The organism is Belliella calami, assembly GCF_022549695.1.
Classification (GTDB): Bacteria; Bacteroidota; Bacteroidia; order Cytophagales; family Cyclobacteriaceae; genus Belliella; species Belliella calami.
Genome location: NZ_JAKZGS010000022.1, coordinates 21,765 through 38,665 on the forward strand (window position 1 = coordinate 21,765; position 16,901 = coordinate 38,665).

16 protein-coding genes are annotated in these 16,901 nt (G+C 39.1%); 15 read left to right on the forward strand and 1 reads right to left on the reverse strand.

The features are described from left to right. The 7 genes from murD to ftsZ all read left to right on the forward strand — a co-directional run bounded on the left by murD (position 1) and on the right by ftsZ (position 9,059). On the forward strand, positions 1 to 1,341 hold the full coding sequence (murD, locus tag MM236_RS17905) for a UDP-N-acetylmuramoyl-L-alanine--D-glutamate ligase (RefSeq protein WP_241276367.1): 1,341 nt from the start codon (positions 1 to 3) through the stop codon (positions 1,339 to 1,341). Positions 1,342 to 1,351: 10 nt separating this feature from the next. Continuing rightward, positions 1,352 to 2,524 carry an FtsW/RodA/SpoVE family cell cycle protein gene (locus MM236_RS17910; RefSeq protein WP_241276395.1) on the forward strand — a complete coding sequence of 391 codons (1,173 nt, stop codon included), beginning with the start codon at positions 1,352 to 1,354 and terminating at the stop codon, positions 2,522 to 2,524. Between the two features lie 12 nt (positions 2,525 to 2,536). Next, positions 2,537 to 3,646, forward strand: a complete 1,110-nt coding sequence (murG, locus tag MM236_RS17915) for an undecaprenyldiphospho-muramoylpentapeptide beta-N-acetylglucosaminyltransferase (RefSeq protein WP_369415220.1) — start codon at positions 2,537 to 2,539, stop codon at positions 3,644 to 3,646. Beyond that, entirely contained in the window at positions 3,643 to 5,037 is a 1,395-nt protein-coding gene (gene murC / locus MM236_RS17920; protein ID WP_241276369.1) for a UDP-N-acetylmuramate--L-alanine ligase, read from the forward strand. The genes murG and murC overlap by 4 nt, the downstream gene beginning before the upstream one ends. Next, a complete protein-coding gene (locus MM236_RS17925; RefSeq protein WP_241276370.1) occupies positions 5,027 to 5,782 on the forward strand; it encodes a cell division protein FtsQ/DivIB in 756 nt (251 codons plus the stop codon). Before murC ends, MM236_RS17925 begins: the two co-directional genes overlap by 11 nt. Before the next feature lie 10 nt (positions 5,783 to 5,792). Further along, positions 5,793 to 7,127 (forward strand): cell division protein FtsA, encoded by a 1,335-nt coding sequence (ftsA, locus tag MM236_RS17930; RefSeq protein ID WP_241276371.1) that lies wholly within the window; start codon positions 5,793 to 5,795, stop codon positions 7,125 to 7,127. 267 nt (positions 7,128 to 7,394) lie between these two features. Then, positions 7,395 to 9,059 carry a cell division protein FtsZ gene (gene ftsZ, locus MM236_RS17935; protein WP_241276372.1) on the forward strand — a complete coding sequence of 555 codons (1,665 nt, stop codon included), beginning with the start codon at positions 7,395 to 7,397 and terminating at the stop codon, positions 9,057 to 9,059. 3 nt (positions 9,060 to 9,062) lie between these two features. Here ftsZ and MM236_RS17940 read toward each other — a convergent pair whose 3' ends face one another. After that, entirely contained in the window at positions 9,063 to 9,587 is a 525-nt protein-coding gene (locus MM236_RS17940) for an NADPH-dependent FMN reductase (protein WP_241276373.1), read from the reverse strand. A 158-nt stretch (positions 9,588 to 9,745) separates the two neighbouring features. On the opposite strand from MM236_RS17940, the gene MM236_RS17945 reads away from it, so the two are divergent. The 8 genes from MM236_RS17945 to gldG all read left to right on the forward strand — a co-directional run bounded on the left by MM236_RS17945 (position 9,746) and on the right by gldG (position 16,724). Then, a complete protein-coding gene (locus tag MM236_RS17945) occupies positions 9,746 to 10,582 on the forward strand; it encodes a purine-nucleoside phosphorylase (protein ID WP_241276374.1) in 837 nt (278 codons plus the stop codon). After that, positions 10,579 to 10,734: a hypothetical protein gene (locus tag MM236_RS17950; protein ID WP_241276375.1), complete on the forward strand. Its 156-nt coding sequence runs from the start codon at positions 10,579 to 10,581 to the stop codon at positions 10,732 to 10,734. The genes MM236_RS17945 and MM236_RS17950 overlap by 4 nt, the downstream gene beginning before the upstream one ends. Positions 10,735 to 11,000: 266 nt before the next feature. Then, complete coding sequence (locus tag MM236_RS17955; protein ID WP_241276376.1) at positions 11,001 to 11,846, forward strand: purine-nucleoside phosphorylase; 846 nt, start codon at positions 11,001 to 11,003, stop codon at positions 11,844 to 11,846. Between the two features lie 111 nt (positions 11,847 to 11,957). Then, complete coding sequence (locus tag MM236_RS17960) at positions 11,958 to 12,971, forward strand: PDDEXK nuclease domain-containing protein (RefSeq protein ID WP_241276377.1); 1,014 nt, start codon at positions 11,958 to 11,960, stop codon at positions 12,969 to 12,971. A 78-nt stretch (positions 12,972 to 13,049) separates the two neighbouring features. After that, a complete protein-coding gene (locus tag MM236_RS17965) occupies positions 13,050 to 13,229 on the forward strand; it encodes a phosphorylase family protein (protein WP_241276378.1) in 180 nt (59 codons plus the stop codon). Between the two features lie 165 nt (positions 13,230 to 13,394). After that, complete coding sequence (gldA, locus tag MM236_RS17970; RefSeq protein ID WP_241276379.1) at positions 13,395 to 14,306, forward strand: gliding motility-associated ABC transporter ATP-binding subunit GldA; 912 nt, start codon at positions 13,395 to 13,397, stop codon at positions 14,304 to 14,306. 4 nt (positions 14,307 to 14,310) lie between these two features. Further along, a complete protein-coding gene (gene gldF / locus MM236_RS17975) occupies positions 14,311 to 15,033 on the forward strand; it encodes a gliding motility-associated ABC transporter permease subunit GldF (RefSeq protein WP_241276380.1) in 723 nt (240 codons plus the stop codon). After that, positions 15,030 to 16,724: a gliding motility-associated ABC transporter substrate-binding protein GldG gene (gldG, locus tag MM236_RS17980; RefSeq protein ID WP_241276381.1), complete on the forward strand. Its 1,695-nt coding sequence runs from the start codon at positions 15,030 to 15,032 to the stop codon at positions 16,722 to 16,724. Before gldF ends, gldG begins: the two co-directional genes overlap by 4 nt. Positions 16,725 to 16,901: the final 177 nt, after the last annotated feature.

Consider the following 16,901-nt stretch of genomic DNA (forward strand, 5'->3'; position numbering starts at 1 on the left):
ATGAAGAAGATAGTCATACTTGGAGCCGGAGAAAGTGGTTTGGGAGCAGCATTGCTCGCAAAGCAAAAGGGCTATGCCGTATGGGTATCTGATATGGCGGCAATAAGTGCAGCCAGAAAAACTGCTTTGACTGATGCAGGAATTCCTTTTGAGGAGGGGAAGCATACGGAATCAGAAATCCTGAGTGCTGACGAAATCATCAAAAGCCCAGGTATTCCACCAAAAGCTCCAATCATGAAATTGGTGGCTGAAAAAGGAATCCCGGTAATCGATGAACTGGAGTTTGCTTTTAGATTTTCTGAAGGGAAAGTGATAGCAATCACAGGAACGAATGGGAAAACAACGACTACACTTTTGACTTACCATTTGCTGAAAAGTGCGGGGATCAATGTAGGACTTGCAGGTAATGTGGGCCAGAGTTGGGCAGGACAATTGGTGAATGGAGATAAAGATTGGTGGGTAATTGAAGTGAGCAGCTTTCAGATTGATGGATTTGTGGATTTCAAGCCAGCTGTTGCGGTATTGACAAACATCACACCTGACCATTTGGACAGGTATGATTATAAGTTGGAGAATTATATCGCGTCTAAGATTTCTTTGTTCAGGAATATGGACTCAGATCAATTGGCTATATACCATGCAGATGATTTGAATATTCATAATGGCTTGGTAAAGGATCCTATTAAAGCAACAATAGCTACTATTTCTACTGCGAAACGCCAGAAAAGTGGAGGGTATTTTGATGGAGAAATTATTTTCATCAACTCAAGTGGGACATCGATGGAAATTGCTGCGTGTGAAACTTCATTAAATGGAGTGCATAATATGCAAAATGTAATGTCAGCGACTTTGGCAGCACTTGAAGTGGGTGTAAGTGAGAAAAAAATAAAGTCCGCGCTTAAGGACTTTCAAAACGCACCACATAGAATGGAGCTGGTGGAAGTGATCAAAGGAGTGACTTTTATCAATGACAGCAAAGGCACCAATGTAGATGCTACAGCTTTCGCTCTGGAGAGTTTTGAAGAGCCTTTGGTTTGGATAGCAGGGGGAGTTGATAAGGGAAATGATTATTCGTTATTGTTTCCAGTTGTAGAAGATCAGGTTAAAGTACTGATTTGCCTTGGTGTGGACAATGAAAAATTGAAGTCGGCTTTTGCTGGCAAAGTCCAAAGGATTAAAGAAACAGAAGATATTGCTCAAGCTGTGGCTTGGGGATTGGAATATGGTGAAAGGGGAGATGTGGTATTGCTGTCGCCAGCATGCGCAAGTTTTGACCTATTCAAAAATTATGAAGACAGAGGAGATCAATTCAAATCTGCGGTAAAAGCATTGAAAAAATAAGGGTGTTATGATGAACGCAGCGAAAAAGTTTGTAGATGATAATTTGAAGGGCGACCCAATCATTTGGGGGATCGTGATCATTTTGTCCATCATCAGTATGCTGGTAGTATATTCTGCTACAGGCTCGCTTGCTTATAAATATAGAGGAGGAGATACTGAAAGCTACATCATCAAGCATGGATTTTTGGTTGTAGTCAGCTTTGCAGTGATGTGGGCAGTCCACAAAATTCCTTATAAGACATTTGGGTTGATAGGCCGATTGTTATTGGTTGCTTCTATTCCCTTGTTGATATTCACTTATTTCTTTGGATCCAATATCAACGAGGCAAATAGATGGTTGACAATCCCTTTGATCGATCAGGCATTTCAGCCTTCAGATGTTGCAAAACTTGCTTTGATAGCTACACTTGCGAGTCTTTTGGCAAGAAAACAACAGAATATAAGGGATTTTCAAAATACATTCTTGCCAATCATGATAGCCATAGCGATTGTATGTGGTTTGATTGGAATGGCAAATATGTCCACCGCTGTCTTGCTTTTGATGACATGTCTTTTGCTCATGTTTATAGGCAGGGTTCCGATGAGATTTATAGTCATGGTGGTTTTGATAGGAGGATTGGCATTGACTACATCCCTTTTGTTGGGACAGAGAGGTGGTACTTTCTTTTCTAGAATAGAAAATTTCGTTTCTGGAGAAGAAATTCCTTATCAGGCAGAGCAATCATATATAGCAATTTCCACAGGTGGAATTACAGGAAAAGGACCAGGGAATTCAGAACAAAGAAATTCACTTCCACACCCTTATTCTGATTTCATCTTTGCGATAATCATCGAAGAGTATGGACTTGTAGGAGGGGCGACAGTTTTGTTTCTCTATTTGGCTTTACTCTACCGAGGCATGCGAATAGTAGCATCCTCGACCAAACCTTTTGGAGGATTGCTTTCTGCAGGTTTGAGTTTTGCTCTAGTCCTTCAAGCGATGGTCAATATGGCTGTAGCGGTTGGGCTTGGGCCAATTACAGGTTTGCCACTTCCTCTTTTGAGTATGGGTGGTACTTCATTGATTTTCACAGGATTTTCTTTGGGTATTATCCTCAGCGTTAGCCGTGGAGATCATGAAGATTCTGTAGAACCTATTTCGGAAGGGAAAAATATTCCTAGAAAATCATTACAGGCAGCATAAATAAGACAGCATATCAAAAAGTCAACTACATATAGAATCATGATCAGCGGTGGTGGTACCGGAGGGCATATTTACCCTGCGATAGCGATTGCCAATGCTTGGAAGGAAAAACATCCTGACACAGAATTTCTATTTGTTGGAGCTGAAGGTAAGATGGAAATGCAAAAAGTCCCTGAAGCAGGTTACAAAATCGAAGGCCTCAAAGTAGCTGGCTTGCAAAGGAGTTTGACACTTTCAAATTTGAGCTTTCCATTCAAACTGTTGACAAGTTTAAAAAAAGCTAAAAGTCTAATCAGAGATTTCAAACCAAACGCAGTAGTGGGAGTGGGTGGATATGCAAGTGGGCCATTGCTTTATGCTGCGCAAAATAAAGGAATTCCAACATTGATTCAGGAGCAAAACTCTTATGCAGGCTTGACTAATAAACTGCTTTCAAAGAGGGCTCAAAAAATATGTGTTGCATACCCAAATATGGGTGCTTTTTTTTCGGAAGATAGATTGACTTATACGGGGAATCCAGTGAGAAAAGACATCATGGAGTTGAGTGGAAAAAGAAAAGCAGCAGAAGCACGGTTTGGGTTAAAAGCGGACAAAAAAACGCTTTTGGTTTTAGGCGGCAGCTTGGGGGCAAGAACTATCAATCTTGCAGTCTTGCAGGATATGAAAGCTTTAGAGGAGTCAGGTTATCAGGTTTTGTGGCAAAGTGGTCGCTTTTATTTCGAAGAAATGAATGCAAAAGTTAAAGAATCTGGACTCAATGAAATTCATGTGAATGAATTTATCAGAGAGATGGATTTAGCTTATGCTGCTGCAGATATTGTGGTTTCGAGAGCTGGTGCATTGTCGGTTTCGGAATTGAGCTTGGTAGGAAAACCGGTGATATTTATCCCATCACCAAATGTGGCAGAAGACCATCAGACCAAAAATGCAATGGCCTATGTCAGCCAAGAAGCTGCGATACTTTTGAAAGACTCAGAGGCTATCGGAAGGTTGAAATCCACTGTAGACTCAGTGATGAATGATGAAAATAGAGCTGAGAAATTGGCTTCAAATATAAAAAAACTGGCAAAGCCAAATGCAGCAATTGAAATCATTGAAGCTTTGGAAGGAATAATAAAATGAATGTAAGAAATCTACATAGCGTCCATTTTCTAGGTATCGGTGGTATCGGCATGAGTGCTTTGGCTCGATGGTTCAACCATCTTGGGATCAGAGTGTCAGGCTATGACAAGACACCTTCTCCTTTGACCGAAAAGTTGGAAGAGGAAGGCATGGAGATTTCTTTTGAAGATGCTATTGAAAATGTCCCTTCACAAGTGAAGGACTTCAAAGAAAAGACATTGATCGTATGGACTCCTGCTATGCCAAAAGATTCTGAGCAATTGAATTTCTTCATCAATGAAGGGTTTGAATTGAGAAAAAGAGCGGCAGTGCTAGGGATGATCACAGCAGATCTTCCGACGGTGGCTGTGGCGGGTACTCATGGCAAAACTACAACATCTTCCATGGTTGCGCATTTGCTGAAGCATGGTGGGAAAAATATTGCAGCATTTTTGGGTGGGATTACACAAAACTATCAAAGTAATCTAATTCTCCATGATGAGTCGGGGCAGGACGTAACTGTCGTGGTCGAAGCAGATGAGTTTGACCGTTCGTTTCTCCATTTGCATCCAAATGTAGCTATTTTGACAAGCGTTGACCCGGATCATTTAGATATCTATGGTGACGATCAGGTAATGAAAGCAGGTTTTAGTGATTTCATTGATCTCATAGCTCCAAATGGAAAGCTTTATATCCAATCTAAGGCTTTTGAAAACTTAGCCAAAGGAGATTACAAAGCACTATCTGTGACAAAATATGGAATCGACAAAGGAGCAATTCATGCCTCAAATGTAAAAGCTTTGCCAGGTTACTTCAGCTTTGATTTTGTGAATGAAGCAGAGGAAATAAGAAACTTGGAATTGAGAATGCCTGGATATCACAATGTAGAAAATGTGCTTCCGGCAATAGCCATCGCACTTGATCTTGGAATAGATAAAGAGGCTATTAGAGAAGGATTGAAGACATTCAGAGGAGTCAAAAGGAGATTTGAAACCCACGTTCAAAAGGAAGATAGGGTTTATATAGATGATTATGCGCACCATCCTGAGGAGATCAGGGCTTTTTTGAATTCAGTAAAAGCCATGTATCCTACAAAAAGATTGACAGCTGTATTTCAGCCACATCTTTTTACAAGGACTAGGGATTTTGCGGAAGGTTTTTCCGATAGTTTGTCGCTTGCCGATGAGGTTGTCTTGTTGGATATCTATCCTGCGAGAGAGCAGCCGATAGAAGGTGTGACTGCGGGAATGCTCTTGGCAAATATCAGGTCTGGAATGAAATCCTTGCAAACAAAGGAAAGCTTGTTGACTTATCTCAATGTAAGCAAGCCTGAGGTACTTGTGACGATCGGTGCAGGTGATATTGATAGGTTAGTTGGGCCATTAGCTAAATGGATGCAAGATGAAGTCTAACATGAAAAAATCTATCAGCTTTACCATCATTCTAATAGTATTGGTGGTATTTATCGGGTTCGTTGAGAAGAAGAATTCTGAGAAGACAATGACAAATATTCAGGTGAAAGTTAATGCTATTGCTGATGTTTATTTTGTCGATGAAAAGGAAATATTGGAAAAGCTAAAAACGGAGTTTCCGATCCTGAATGCTGGGATTTTGATGGATGAACTGAATTTCAGCAGGATTGAAAATAAAGTTGAAGACCATCCATTTGTCAAGAATGCGGAGGTTTTTGGAGATCTGAAAGGAAATGTTTGGATAGAAATCGATCAATATAAACCAATGGCAAGAATCGTTAGGCCGATGGCAGCAGATGGATATATTTCTACTGAAGGAATTATCCTACCGACCTCCCCGAATTACACGACGCGGGTTTTGACTTTGGAGGGAGCTTATGCGGAGAGATTGCTGGAATTGGAAGATTTGAGCGAGGAGCATTCAGATTTGTTGAATCTGATTAAATACATTGAAAAAGATGATTTCTGGAAAGCCCAAATTACGGGATTGGAAATAAATAGAAAAGGTAATATCAAGCTCAATCAACAAGTTGGAAAACAAGTGATCGAGTTTGGAGACGCTAAGGATATTGAAGAAAAGTTTAAAAAAATCTCACTTTTCTATGATGAAATCCTTCCGGCAAAAGGATGGAATACATACAGTAGAGTGAATGTAAAATATAAGGATCAAATTATTTGTGAATAATTGAATGGCTATGGAAAATGACAACTTAATCGTAGGACTGGATATCGGAACCACCAAAATCTGCGCAATCATTGGGCGTAAGAATGAATTTGGGAAACTGGAAGTGCTCGGGATGGGCAAAGCTGTCTCTGATGGAGTCATCAGAGGGATCGTGACCAATATCGACAAGACTGTAAATGCAATACAGAAAGCTGTCCAAGACGCTGCTGATATGGCTGATGTGAATATTGGGGAGGTGATCGTGGGGATCGCAGGTCAGCATATCAAAAGTACCGTTCATCATGGTGTGACAATAAGACGTCAAAATCAGGATGAAATTACGATTGAAGATGTTCGTGGACTTTCCAATGATATGGAAAACATCGTTGTGCCTCCAGGCAATTCGATCATCCATGTAATGCCGCAAGATTATACTGTCGATTATGAAGATGGCATCAAAGATCCGGTAGGGATGTCAGGTTCTAGATTGGAAGCCGATTTCCATATCATCACTGCACAGACCACAGCTATCAACAATATCAATAGATGTGTGAAAAGAGCCAATCTGATCTCGCAAGATTTGATATTGGAGCCACTGGCAAGTTCACTTTCTGTATTGGGGGATATTGACAAAGAAGCAGGTGTTTGTTTGGTAGATATTGGAGGAGGAACTACAGATATTGCCATTTTCTACGATAACATTATCCGTCATACAGCGGTCATTCCTTTGGGAGGGAATATCATCACGACTGATATTAAAGAAGGTTGTATGGTGTTGCACCACCAAGCGGAATTATTAAAGACAAAATTTGGGAAAGCCATAGCCGAAGAAGCCAATCCAAATGAAATAGTATCAATCCCAGGTCTAAGAAACAGACCTCCGAAAGAGATTTCTATCAGAAACCTAGCCGCGATCATTCAGGCAAGAATGGAAGAGATTATTGAATATGTCCAAAATGAATTAGTTGCTAGTGGGCATTATAAAAAATTGGCTGCTGGTATTGTATTGACAGGTGGTGGAGCTCAACTTCACGGAGTCGCGCAACTCTTTGAATACATGACTGGACTCGATACGAGAATAGGTTATCCAAATGAACATTTGGGCAAATGCAAAATCGAAGAGGTAAAAAGTCCTATGTATGCGACCACTGTTGGTCTGGTGCTTGCAGGGTTCAAGTCACTAGATGATAGAGAGACTTCTTACAATGAAAGAAATCTAGAATCAGGTGGAGAAATTAAGCAGGGACTCAAAGTGAAGCCTCAAGAAAGAATACCACTTAGCGCTGACAAATTGTTTACCAGAATCGGAAGCCGAATCAAAGATATTATCGGTGGAGATGTGGGAGACGAAGGAGGAAATTACTAGGGCTTATCGAATTGAGGGGAGTTGATAAACCTTGTTTTTCATTTCCCCCTTCTTTAAGTACCTATTAAAATAAACAATAGCATTATCCGAATTGAGACTATAAGGAAAATAAGACAATTGGATCATGCGGATAATCATCGACTGTAGACAGTCGAAAGTAGCTGAATTCAAATTGGTATCTGTTTAAATGTGGGTACTGGAGCGAATACAGATATAAGTAATTGAAAAAAATAGTTCACCAAAATAAATTTTAAAATGTCAGATAACATGAAAGATTACAAATTTGATCTTCCAAAAAATCACAAATCTATCATCAAGGTGATAGGTGTCGGAGGAGGTGGTTCTAATGCGGTGAACCACATGTATAACCAAGGTATCAAGGATGTAGAGTTTGTGGTAGTCAATACCGATGCTCAGGCTTTGAAAAGCAGTCCTGTGCCTTTGAGACTTCAGTTGGGTGCCAACTTGACCGAAGGGCTTGGAGCAGGTGCCAATCCTGAAAAGGGTAGAAATGCAGCTTTAGAAAGCAAAGAAGAAATCAGGGAATTACTCTCTGACAATACCAAAATGGTGTTTATCACTGCTGGTATGGGTGGTGGTACTGGTACAGGTGCAGCACCAGTCATTGCCAAGATCGCCAAGGATTTGGATATCCTGACTGTTGGGATCGTTACAGCTCCTTTTATTTTCGAAGGAAAGAAAAAAATGAATTCAGCCCAAGCCGGTATCGAAGCTCTGAGGGATAATTGTGATACAGTCTTGGTCATCCTTAATGATAAATTGAGGGAAATTTATGGCAATCTTGCTATTAGGTCGGCATTTGCTAAAGCTGATAACATTCTTTCGACGGCTGCTAAATCAATCGCCGAGATCATCACTGTTCACCAAGATGTGAACGTGGATTTTGAAGATGTGAAAACAGTAATGAAGGATGCTGGAGCTGCTGTGATGGGTTCTGCTACCGAAGAAGGAGAAGGAAGAGCTATCAAAGCTGCCGAAAAAGCAATTGCTTCGCCGTTGTTGAACAATGTTGATATCAAAGGTGCTCAGAAAATCTTGTTGTCAATCATGTCTGGTGAGGATGAAGAACTTTCCATGGATGAATTGAGTGAAATCACTGAGTATATCCAAGAAAGAGCTGGTGAAGAAGCTGAAGTTATTTTTGGACAAGGTATCGATACTGATTTGGGTAAAGCTATCAGGGTTACAGTAATTGCTACAGGTTTTGAGATGGATAGGTTGACAGCTCTGGCTACACCAAGTGGAAACAATAACCAAGCTCAAGTTGAGAGTAAGGTTATTGAAGTTACTGAGGAAGTTGAGCAGCCTGTGAAAAAATTGATTCATTTAGAATCTGGAAAAACTTCAAAAATAGAAGAAGATGCTCCAGCTGAATCAGGACAGACTTTTACTTTTACTTTCAATAAGCCTTTGGTGCCAACTGCCACTGAGAGCAAAACTAAAGCAGAAGTATCAAAAGCTCAAGAAATCAAAAAGGTAGAAGCTCCTAAGCAGGTTGAAATACAGGAAGAGGAGGAGGAAGGAGAATTTCAGTTTGTAAAAGCGAACAATTCGGATTCAGAAAAGAAAGTATATACTTTACAAGAAGAAGAGCAGCCTACAGCCAAAGCACCAGTAGAAGAAAAATCTCCAGCTGAAGAGAATGCTTATGGAAACGATTATTATGAGCAATTGAAGCAAAAAGCAATTCAAAGAGCGCACGAGCGTTTTGAAAAGCTGAAAAGTATCAAGAGTTACAATCAGAATCCTGAGGAATTCAAAGACAAATTGGAAACCCCTGCATTTGTAAGAAAGCAAGTGAAATTAAATGATGTGCAGCACAGTTCCGAAAGGAGCATTTCAAGGTTCAATTTGACTGATGACAATGAATTCTTGAAAAACAATAGGTTTTTGCATGACAATGTTGATTAAGTCTTAAAACTTAATCAACATTTCAGCCTGGGTTTGAAGCAATTCCATGTACAGCCTGTTGGTGAGCAGGTTATCTGACATATTGTCCTCGATCTTTGCATACTTAAGCTTGAGGGCGAGTACATGCATACCCAAGTAATGGAAGATGTCGGTAAGGTGGCTCAATGCGATGCCACCTCCGCCTATTCCAGATGAAATTCCTACCATTGCGCATTTTTTGTTTCTAAACGAATTGGGATAGGTCATTCCATCAATGAATGATTTTAGAACCCCCGGGAATGATCCATTGTATTCCGGAACTATAAATACAAACTTGTCACCTTCCATTACTTTGCTGTGAAACTGATTGTATAACACATTTTTTCCGTTGTTTTCATACAAAGCCGAAAATGAAAAATCTACCGGTAAATGCTCCAATTCCAAAACTTCTGTTTGTTCTCCAAGTTCTAAAAGTACGTTTTGATATATGAGTGCTATCTTCTTTGAAATTGAATTTTTTCTATTCGTCCCAACTATAATTTTGATCATCTCGTCGTTTTCCTTTTTTTATGATGATACTACAATTTGTGTAGATATTTAGTTTCGCCAGATTCAATATTAATTTTCCATGTCTCTATCCTGCCAAAGTATCGAATTATCATCCTAAACTTAAATCATTTCCGTATTTTAGTCCAAAATTATAAATTATGAGGCAAGAACCAGAAATTGATTATTTGGAGCAAATAAAACGTGCTAAAGATCATATCAGTAATATTTTTAAAAAGAAAATTGATGTTGGAATTATTTTGGGAACTGGACTGGGGCAGCTAATCAAACAGATCGATATCACCCACGAGATTCCATACAAGGAAATTCCATTTTTCCCTATTTCTACAGTAGAAAGCCACAGCGGTAAGTTTATTATTGGAGAATTGTCTGGCAAAACTGTTGTCGCAATGCAAGGGAGATTCCATTATTATGAAGGTTATTCCATGAAGGAAGTGACTTTTCCTGTGAGAGTCCTGAAAGCTTTAGGAGTGAATAATTTATTTGTATCAAATGCAGCTGGAGGGTTACATCCTGATTATAAGATAGGAGGTTTGATGATCTTGAATGACCACATTGACCTTTTTCCTGAGAATCCACTAAGAGGAAAAAACTTGGATACCTTTGGTGTGAGATTCCCAGATATGAGTGAGCCTTACTGCCCAAAGTTGATAGAGAAAGCAATTGATATAGCTGAAAAAAGTGATGTTGAAGTAAATCAAGGTGTATACGTTGGAGTACAAGGGCCAAACTTGGAAACGAAAGCAGAGTACGTTTACCTTAGGACTATCGGAGCAGATGCCGTGGGAATGAGTACCATCCCAGAAGTGATTGTAGCAAGACAGATGGAAATGAAAGTATTTGCGATCTCAGCCATTACAGACTTGTGTTCCCCAGGAAATGTGAAAAAGATAAGCATCACCGAAGTCCTTGCCGCTGCTGCTATTGCCGAACCAAAGATGTCTTTAATTATCAAAGAGCTGGTGAGGGAAATTTGATAAGCGAAGGATTTCTCGCAGAGGATGAGGTGATACAGAGTTACGCTGAGGTTATTGGTGATATGAGAAGCAAGAGACAAGAAGAGAGAAATAAGCGAGAAGTGATTGAAGAGACACAAGATATAAGAAGCAAGAAACAAGAAAAGACGTGAGAAACCACGGAGTGGTTGAACTTTAAATAGCTCCGGGTCGCAACCCGGGGAGTAATGATGATATATTAAACAACAACCCCGAAGTGGGTTGAACCTCTTCAAATAAAAGAAATATAGAGAAATCAATAATAAAAAAGTCAAGTAATTTCAGGGCATGACAAACCTTGTAACTTTCCAACCTATTAATCCAATAATCTTTCAATTTTCAAATCAAGTAAACTATCCATCAACCTTAAGACTTTTCAAATTCAAACTTTCGAAACCATATGAAATACCTAGAAAAAGCAAAAGCAGCAGCGAAACACATTCAATCTCAAATTTCAAAGGTGGCAGATACTTTAGTGATTTTGGGATCGGGTTTGGGGGGATTCGTGGAGGTTTTGGAAGAAGCTGTTTCCATTCCTTATGGTCAGATTCCATATTTCCCTGTTTCTACAGTTTCTGGTCACTCAGGCGAGTTGATGCTGGGTAAGGTTGGTGAGAAATGGATCTGGGTGATGAATGGGCGGTTTCATTACTATGAAGGATATGAATTGGGTGAGACAGTATTTCCTTTGAGAGTTTTGAGTTTGTTGGGATTAAAAAACTTGGTTGTATCCAATGCTGCGGGTGGCTTGAATCCTGATTTCAAAGTAGGTGACCTGATGCTGATCACAGATCATATCGACAAGTTTCCATCAAATTCACTGAGAGGCAAAGATGCAATAGATTTTGGGGTGAGGTTTCCTGATATGAGTGAGCCTTATGATTTCGTATGGAGAAATTTAGCCAAGGAAAAAGCAAAAACTTTACAGATCAATTTGCGTGAGGGTACATACACTGGAGTGACTGGCCCAAGCTTGGAAACCAAAGCAGAAATCGGATATTACAGAACTTTGGGGGGTGATGCAGTCGGCATGAGTACAGTTCCAGAAGTGATCGCTGCAAATCAAATGGGGATGAAAGTTCTCGGCGTCTCAGTTATCACTAACGAATGTAATCCATCTGACAACAAGCTCTTTGCACATGATGATGTGGTAGAAGTAGCAACAGCAGCAGGGGAGAAGTTGCAGGGGTTGGTGAAATTGGTTTTATTCATCGAAGAAGGAGATAAAAATCAATTTTTCAACTAAGAAGTAGTACAATAAAATTTATATAGAATTAGTTATTTTAGCTTTGTAGAGAGCGTGTGCCCTAGTCAAAATTGACTTTCTTTATAATTTTTAATCTGAAAAATGAAGCTTATGCAATTAGACAAAAACATTGTTTCGCAAATCCAATCTATTATTAATAATGCTCAAGAGCGTGCTATTCGTTCTGTAGATTTTGAGAGAGTATTGATGTATTGGCAAATTGGACAGGTGATTTTTGAAGAAGAACAGAATGGAAAAGATAGAGCCGCGTATGGTACTTTTTTAATTAAATCAATTGCTGAAACATTAAAACCACAATTTGGGAGTGGCTTTTCAAAAAGACAATTGCATTGGTGTGTTCAATTTTATAAAATATTTCCAAATGTGAACGCACTGCGTACACAATTGAACTGGACACAGTATCGCCTTTTAATTCAAATTGATAATGAACAGAAAAGAGAGTTTTATTTGGCTGAAGCTACCAAAAATAACTGGAGTGCTAGGCAGCTAGAAAGGCAGATAAATAGCTTGCTTTTTGAGAGATTGCTCAAAAGCAACAACATTAATGAATTAATAGCAGTTGCAAATTCAGAGAAGACACCAATCAAACCTTTGGAAATCATAAAGGATCCTATGATTTTAGAATTTTTAGGTTTGAAAAAAGAAGCCTCTTATTATGAAAAGGATTTAGAAACGGCAATTATTGATAATTTGCAAGACTTCTTATTAGAATTGGGAAATGGTTTTTCTTTTATAGCACGTCAAAAAAGAATTCATCTCGATGACGATGATTTTTTTATTGATCTAGTATTTTATAATCGGTTACTTCAAAGTTTTGTTTTAATAGAAATAAAGACTGGAAAACTTACACATCAAGATTTAGGTCAGTTACAAATGTACGTAAACTATTACGATCAATTTGAAAAACAAGATTTTGAAAACCCTACAATTGGCATTTTGCTTTGTACAGATAAAAATGATTCTGTGGTAAAAATTTCACTACCTAAGGATAACAAGACAATAATGGCAAGTAAATACCAACTTTATTTACCAAAAGAAGAGGAGTTGCGTAAAGAAATTCAACGTGTATACGAGCAAAAAACAAAAGAGGATTTAGATAAATAAAAAAAATCAACTTATACCTAAAAAAAGTAAAATTTATAAAAATACTAAATAGAAATCCAATATTACATTACCATTGGTATGAGTACTGTGCCAGAAGTCATTGCTGCCAAACAAATTGGCATGAAAGTTCTCGGTATCTCCGTCATCACTAACGAATGTAATCCATCTGACAACAAGCTCTTTGCACATGATGATGTGGTAGAAGTAGCAACAGCAGCAGGGGAGAAGTTGCAGGGGTTGGTGAAATTGGTTTTGTAAACTAAAATTTTTTAACCAAATTGTAAATCAGTCTTTTCGTTTAAACCATAAGAAAAATGAAACGCCACCACTGTAAGAATTCTCATTTAACCATCCCTAGAGATTTTTTTTGCTACTTCCCTACATCTGCGTAACTTCGTCGGATAATTTTCTTATCAATCGACTATGTCCCTGTTCGTTCAGAATCTAACCAAAATCTATGCACAGCAAAAAGCCCTTGATCAAGTTTCTTTTGAAGCTGAAAAAGGGCAGGTTTTGGGTTTTTTGGGGCCCAATGGTGCCGGGAAATCCACCACCATGAAAATTGCCACAGGTTTTCTTCTCCCAGATGAAGGAGATGTGCTGATCAATGGTATTTCGGTTTTAGAATCTCCCAAGTCAGTTTCCAAGTTGATTGGCTATCTTCCTGAACATAATCCTTTGTATTTGGAGATGTATGTGCGAGAGTTTTTGGGATTTATCGCTGGACTGTATGGAATAAAGGGTCAGCAAGCAAAAAAGCGAATCGACGAATTGATTCCGCTTTGTGGCCTGGAAGTAGAGGCACACAAGAAAATCCATCAACTTTCTAAAGGATATAGACAGCGTGTTGGTTTAGCCAAAGCGCTGATACATGATCCAGAAGTGATCATCTTGGATGAACCGACCACAGGACTAGATCCCAATCAATTGGTGGAAATTCGCGCATTGATCAAGAAAATCAGCAAGGAAAAAACCTTGATACTCAGTACTCACATTATGCAGGAGGTAGAAGCCATCTGTGAGAAAGTAGTGATCATCAACAAAGGAAAAATCGTAGCTTCTGACCTTTTATCCAACCTGAAGTCAGAAGCTGGTAAAGTAGCACTTACTTTAGAAACAGAAGAGCCTTTAGAATTGGGTTGGTTTGAAGGTATTGGGAAAGTTGAATTTCTGGATGACAGGCAATCTGTCGTTTCGGTTCTCGTTGTAGATGGCAGTGTCGGGAGGAAAGCCTTGCTTCAAATCGTACAGGAAAAAGAGTTGAATTTGATAAGTATTCAGCAAAAGGAAAAGAATTTGGAATCTATTTTTCAACAAATCACCCAAAGTAAATAATTTGATGCGCGCATTATACTGGAAAGAAATCAACGCATTTTTTGGAAACCTATCTGGGTTTCTGATTTTGGCTGTTTTCTTGATTTCCATTGGTTTGATGGTCTGGGTTTTTCCTGACTCGTCAGTGTTGGCTTATGGTTTCGCGGATTTGGAGCCACTATTTGTCTATACACCTTATGTTTTCACTTTCCTGATTCCTGCGATCACGATGAAAATGATTGCGGAAGAAAGAAAATCAGGGACTTGGGAGATTTTGAGAACGTCTCCGCTTGGAGATTTGGCAATTATCCTAGCAAAATTTATAGCTGCTTTCACGCTGGTTTTTATTGCTGTATTGCCCACTTTGGTCTATTACTACAGTATCGTGCAGCTTGGAGATCCTGTGGGGAATATTGATCATGCTGGATTCTTTGGATCTTGGATTGGACTTTTGCTGATTGGGGCGGTCTTCGCTTCCATTGGGATTTTTGCCAGCGCATTGACAAGCCATCAGATCATCGCATTTATTTGGGGAGTTTTTATGATTTTCCTGCTTTACTTCGGATTGACAGCTTTGGTGCAGCTGCAAGTGATGTCTTCATTTGCGCTTTTGTTGGAAGAATTGAGTTTGAGCTATCATTATGAAAGTATGAGTAGGGGAGTGATCGAAGCGCAAAATGTTGCTTATTTTCTCTCTATTATCATTTTGATGTTGGGTTTGACTGTTATTTTAATCAGAAGGAAATGAAAAATAAGAGTAACAAGCAAATCCTCAAAATACTCGGTGTCATCCTCCTGATCATCGTTGTGATTAATGTGCTTTTTCGTCTGATTAATTTCAGAATTGACTTGACAGAAGAAAAAAGATATTCTCTACATCCTGCAACTATTGAGGTTTTGGAGAATTTGGAAGAGCCTCTTGAAGTAGAAATTTTACTCTCTGGAAATCTGCCTGGAGGAATGCGAAGATTGCAAAGATCCGCAGAGCAAATGGTCAGGACATTCAATTCCTATAGTTCACAAAAGATAAGTTTTTCCTATTTGGATCCCCTTACACTTCCAGCAGCAGCGCAAGAAGATTTTGTTGTAGGGTTGACGGATTATGGAATTCAACCCACCAATCTGTTTGTCACAGAAGATGGGGGACAAAAGACAAAAATGATTTTCCCAGGAGTGCTTGTCAAAGATGCAGCGTATGAAACAGGAGCTTTGATCTTAAGAGGTGAAAAAGGAATGTCACCTGATGAGATTTTGAATAACTCTGTCGAAAACCTTGAATATGAGTTGATCAATGCGATCCGTAAACTTGTCAGCAAGCAACAATTTGCAGTTGGAATGCTAATGGGGAATGGTGAGCTAGAAGGAGATGATGGGTTTGGAATAGTGGAGGCTTTGGTTGAAGATTTTGAAGTATTCAAAATTCCCCTAGAACAAGCCCAGAAAGTAGAAGATTTGGATCCTTTTGATGTTTTGATTATTTCTGGACCAAAAGAAGCCTATGACGAAAGGGAGATTTATCTCGTAGATCAATACTTGATGAAAGGAGGGAATCTTATTGTTTTGCCAAATGCATTGGCTTATGAAATGGATGAAGCTGGTGGGGAAGGAACAGTTGCGATGCCATTCGAAAATGGCTTGGATCAGATGCTCTTTCGGTATGGAATTAGGGTAAACAAGGATTTTGTCCAAGATATGAATTTTGGATATCATCCTGTGATGGCAGGAAATTTTGGTGATCAGCAGCAGTTGGTTCCTTTGCCATGGCCTTTCTATATTTCAGCTGGAAGAATGGCTAAGCATCCTGTGACCAAAGGTTTGGATCAGGTTATTTTTAGGTTTACATCCAGCTTGGATACTGTCAAAGCTGATGGTATTCGAAAAACACCTTTGATCTTTGGTTCCGATTTTGTGAAGAAACTTTCAGCTCCTGTAAGGATTGCTTTTCAGGATATGGAAAATGGTCCAGATTTGGAGTCTTTTGGGCTAAGTAATTTGCCTTTACTTTACTTATTGGATGGAGAGTTCACTTCTTTATTCAAAAATAGATTTTTGCCTGATGGAGTTTCGAAAGAAAGCTTTTTGGAATCAGGAAAAGAAGGAAGGGTTTTAGTTGCCGGAACAGGCGGCCTTTTCGAGAGCTCAATAGATCCTCGCAGTGGGGAACCTTTGCCTTTGGGTATCGACCCTTTCTCAGATGTACAATACGCCAATCGCTTGTTGCTTCAAAACATGATTGCTTACCTCGTCGAGCCAGATGGTATCATTTCCACCAGAACCAAGCAATACCAGATCAGACCGCTAAACAAAGTAAAAGTCAGCCAAGAAAAAGTAAAATGGCAAGTAATCAATGTTGTTTTGCCTGTGGTTTTGATGGGATTACTTTCGTTGTTGTGGATGTTTTCTCGCAAAGGTAGGAGAGGTGCAAAGGGAAAAAGGTGAATTGGTTGTTTTGATTGCCAGATTATAAAATTGAAATATTGAAAAATTTTAAATTGCGCGAGAATGGTAGATTCGTAGAATTTATAGTTGGAGGAATATAAAATATAATTCGGGGAATATAGATTCAATTTGGAATTGAAGTTTTAATTTTCGTACCTACTATTCAACCCCATTCGG

What these genes read in the sequence shown, in the direction of transcription:
- murD (WP_241276367.1), top strand. Translation starts at nt 1, where the DNA reads ATGAAGAAGATAGTCATACTTGGAGCCGGAGAAAGTGGTTTGGGAGCA.
- MM236_RS17910 (WP_241276395.1), top strand. Translation starts at nt 1,352, where the DNA reads ATGAACGCAGCGAAAAAGTTTGTAGATGATAATTTGAAGGGCGACCCA.
- murC (WP_241276369.1), top strand. Translation starts at nt 3,643, where the DNA reads ATGAATGTAAGAAATCTACATAGCGTCCATTTTCTAGGTATCGGTGGT.
- MM236_RS17925 (WP_241276370.1), top strand. Translation starts at nt 5,027, where the DNA reads ATGAAGTCTAACATGAAAAAATCTATCAGCTTTACCATCATTCTAATA.
- ftsA (WP_241276371.1), top strand. Translation starts at nt 5,793, where the DNA reads ATGGAAAATGACAACTTAATCGTAGGACTGGATATCGGAACCACCAAA.
- ftsZ (WP_241276372.1), top strand. Translation starts at nt 7,395, where the DNA reads ATGAAAGATTACAAATTTGATCTTCCAAAAAATCACAAATCTATCATC.
- MM236_RS17940 (WP_241276373.1), bottom strand. Translation starts at nt 9,587, where the DNA reads ATGATCAAAATTATAGTTGGGACGAATAGAAAAAATTCAATTTCAAAG.
- MM236_RS17945 (WP_241276374.1), top strand. Translation starts at nt 9,746, where the DNA reads ATGAGGCAAGAACCAGAAATTGATTATTTGGAGCAAATAAAACGTGCT.
- MM236_RS17955 (WP_241276376.1), top strand. Translation starts at nt 11,001, where the DNA reads ATGAAATACCTAGAAAAAGCAAAAGCAGCAGCGAAACACATTCAATCT.
- MM236_RS17960 (WP_241276377.1), top strand. Translation starts at nt 11,958, where the DNA reads ATGCAATTAGACAAAAACATTGTTTCGCAAATCCAATCTATTATTAAT.
- MM236_RS17965 (WP_241276378.1), top strand. Translation starts at nt 13,050, where the DNA reads ATGAGTACTGTGCCAGAAGTCATTGCTGCCAAACAAATTGGCATGAAA.
- gldA (WP_241276379.1), top strand. Translation starts at nt 13,395, where the DNA reads ATGTCCCTGTTCGTTCAGAATCTAACCAAAATCTATGCACAGCAAAAA.
- gldF (WP_241276380.1), top strand. Translation starts at nt 14,311, where the DNA reads ATGCGCGCATTATACTGGAAAGAAATCAACGCATTTTTTGGAAACCTA.
- gldG (WP_241276381.1), top strand. Translation starts at nt 15,030, where the DNA reads ATGAAAAATAAGAGTAACAAGCAAATCCTCAAAATACTCGGTGTCATC.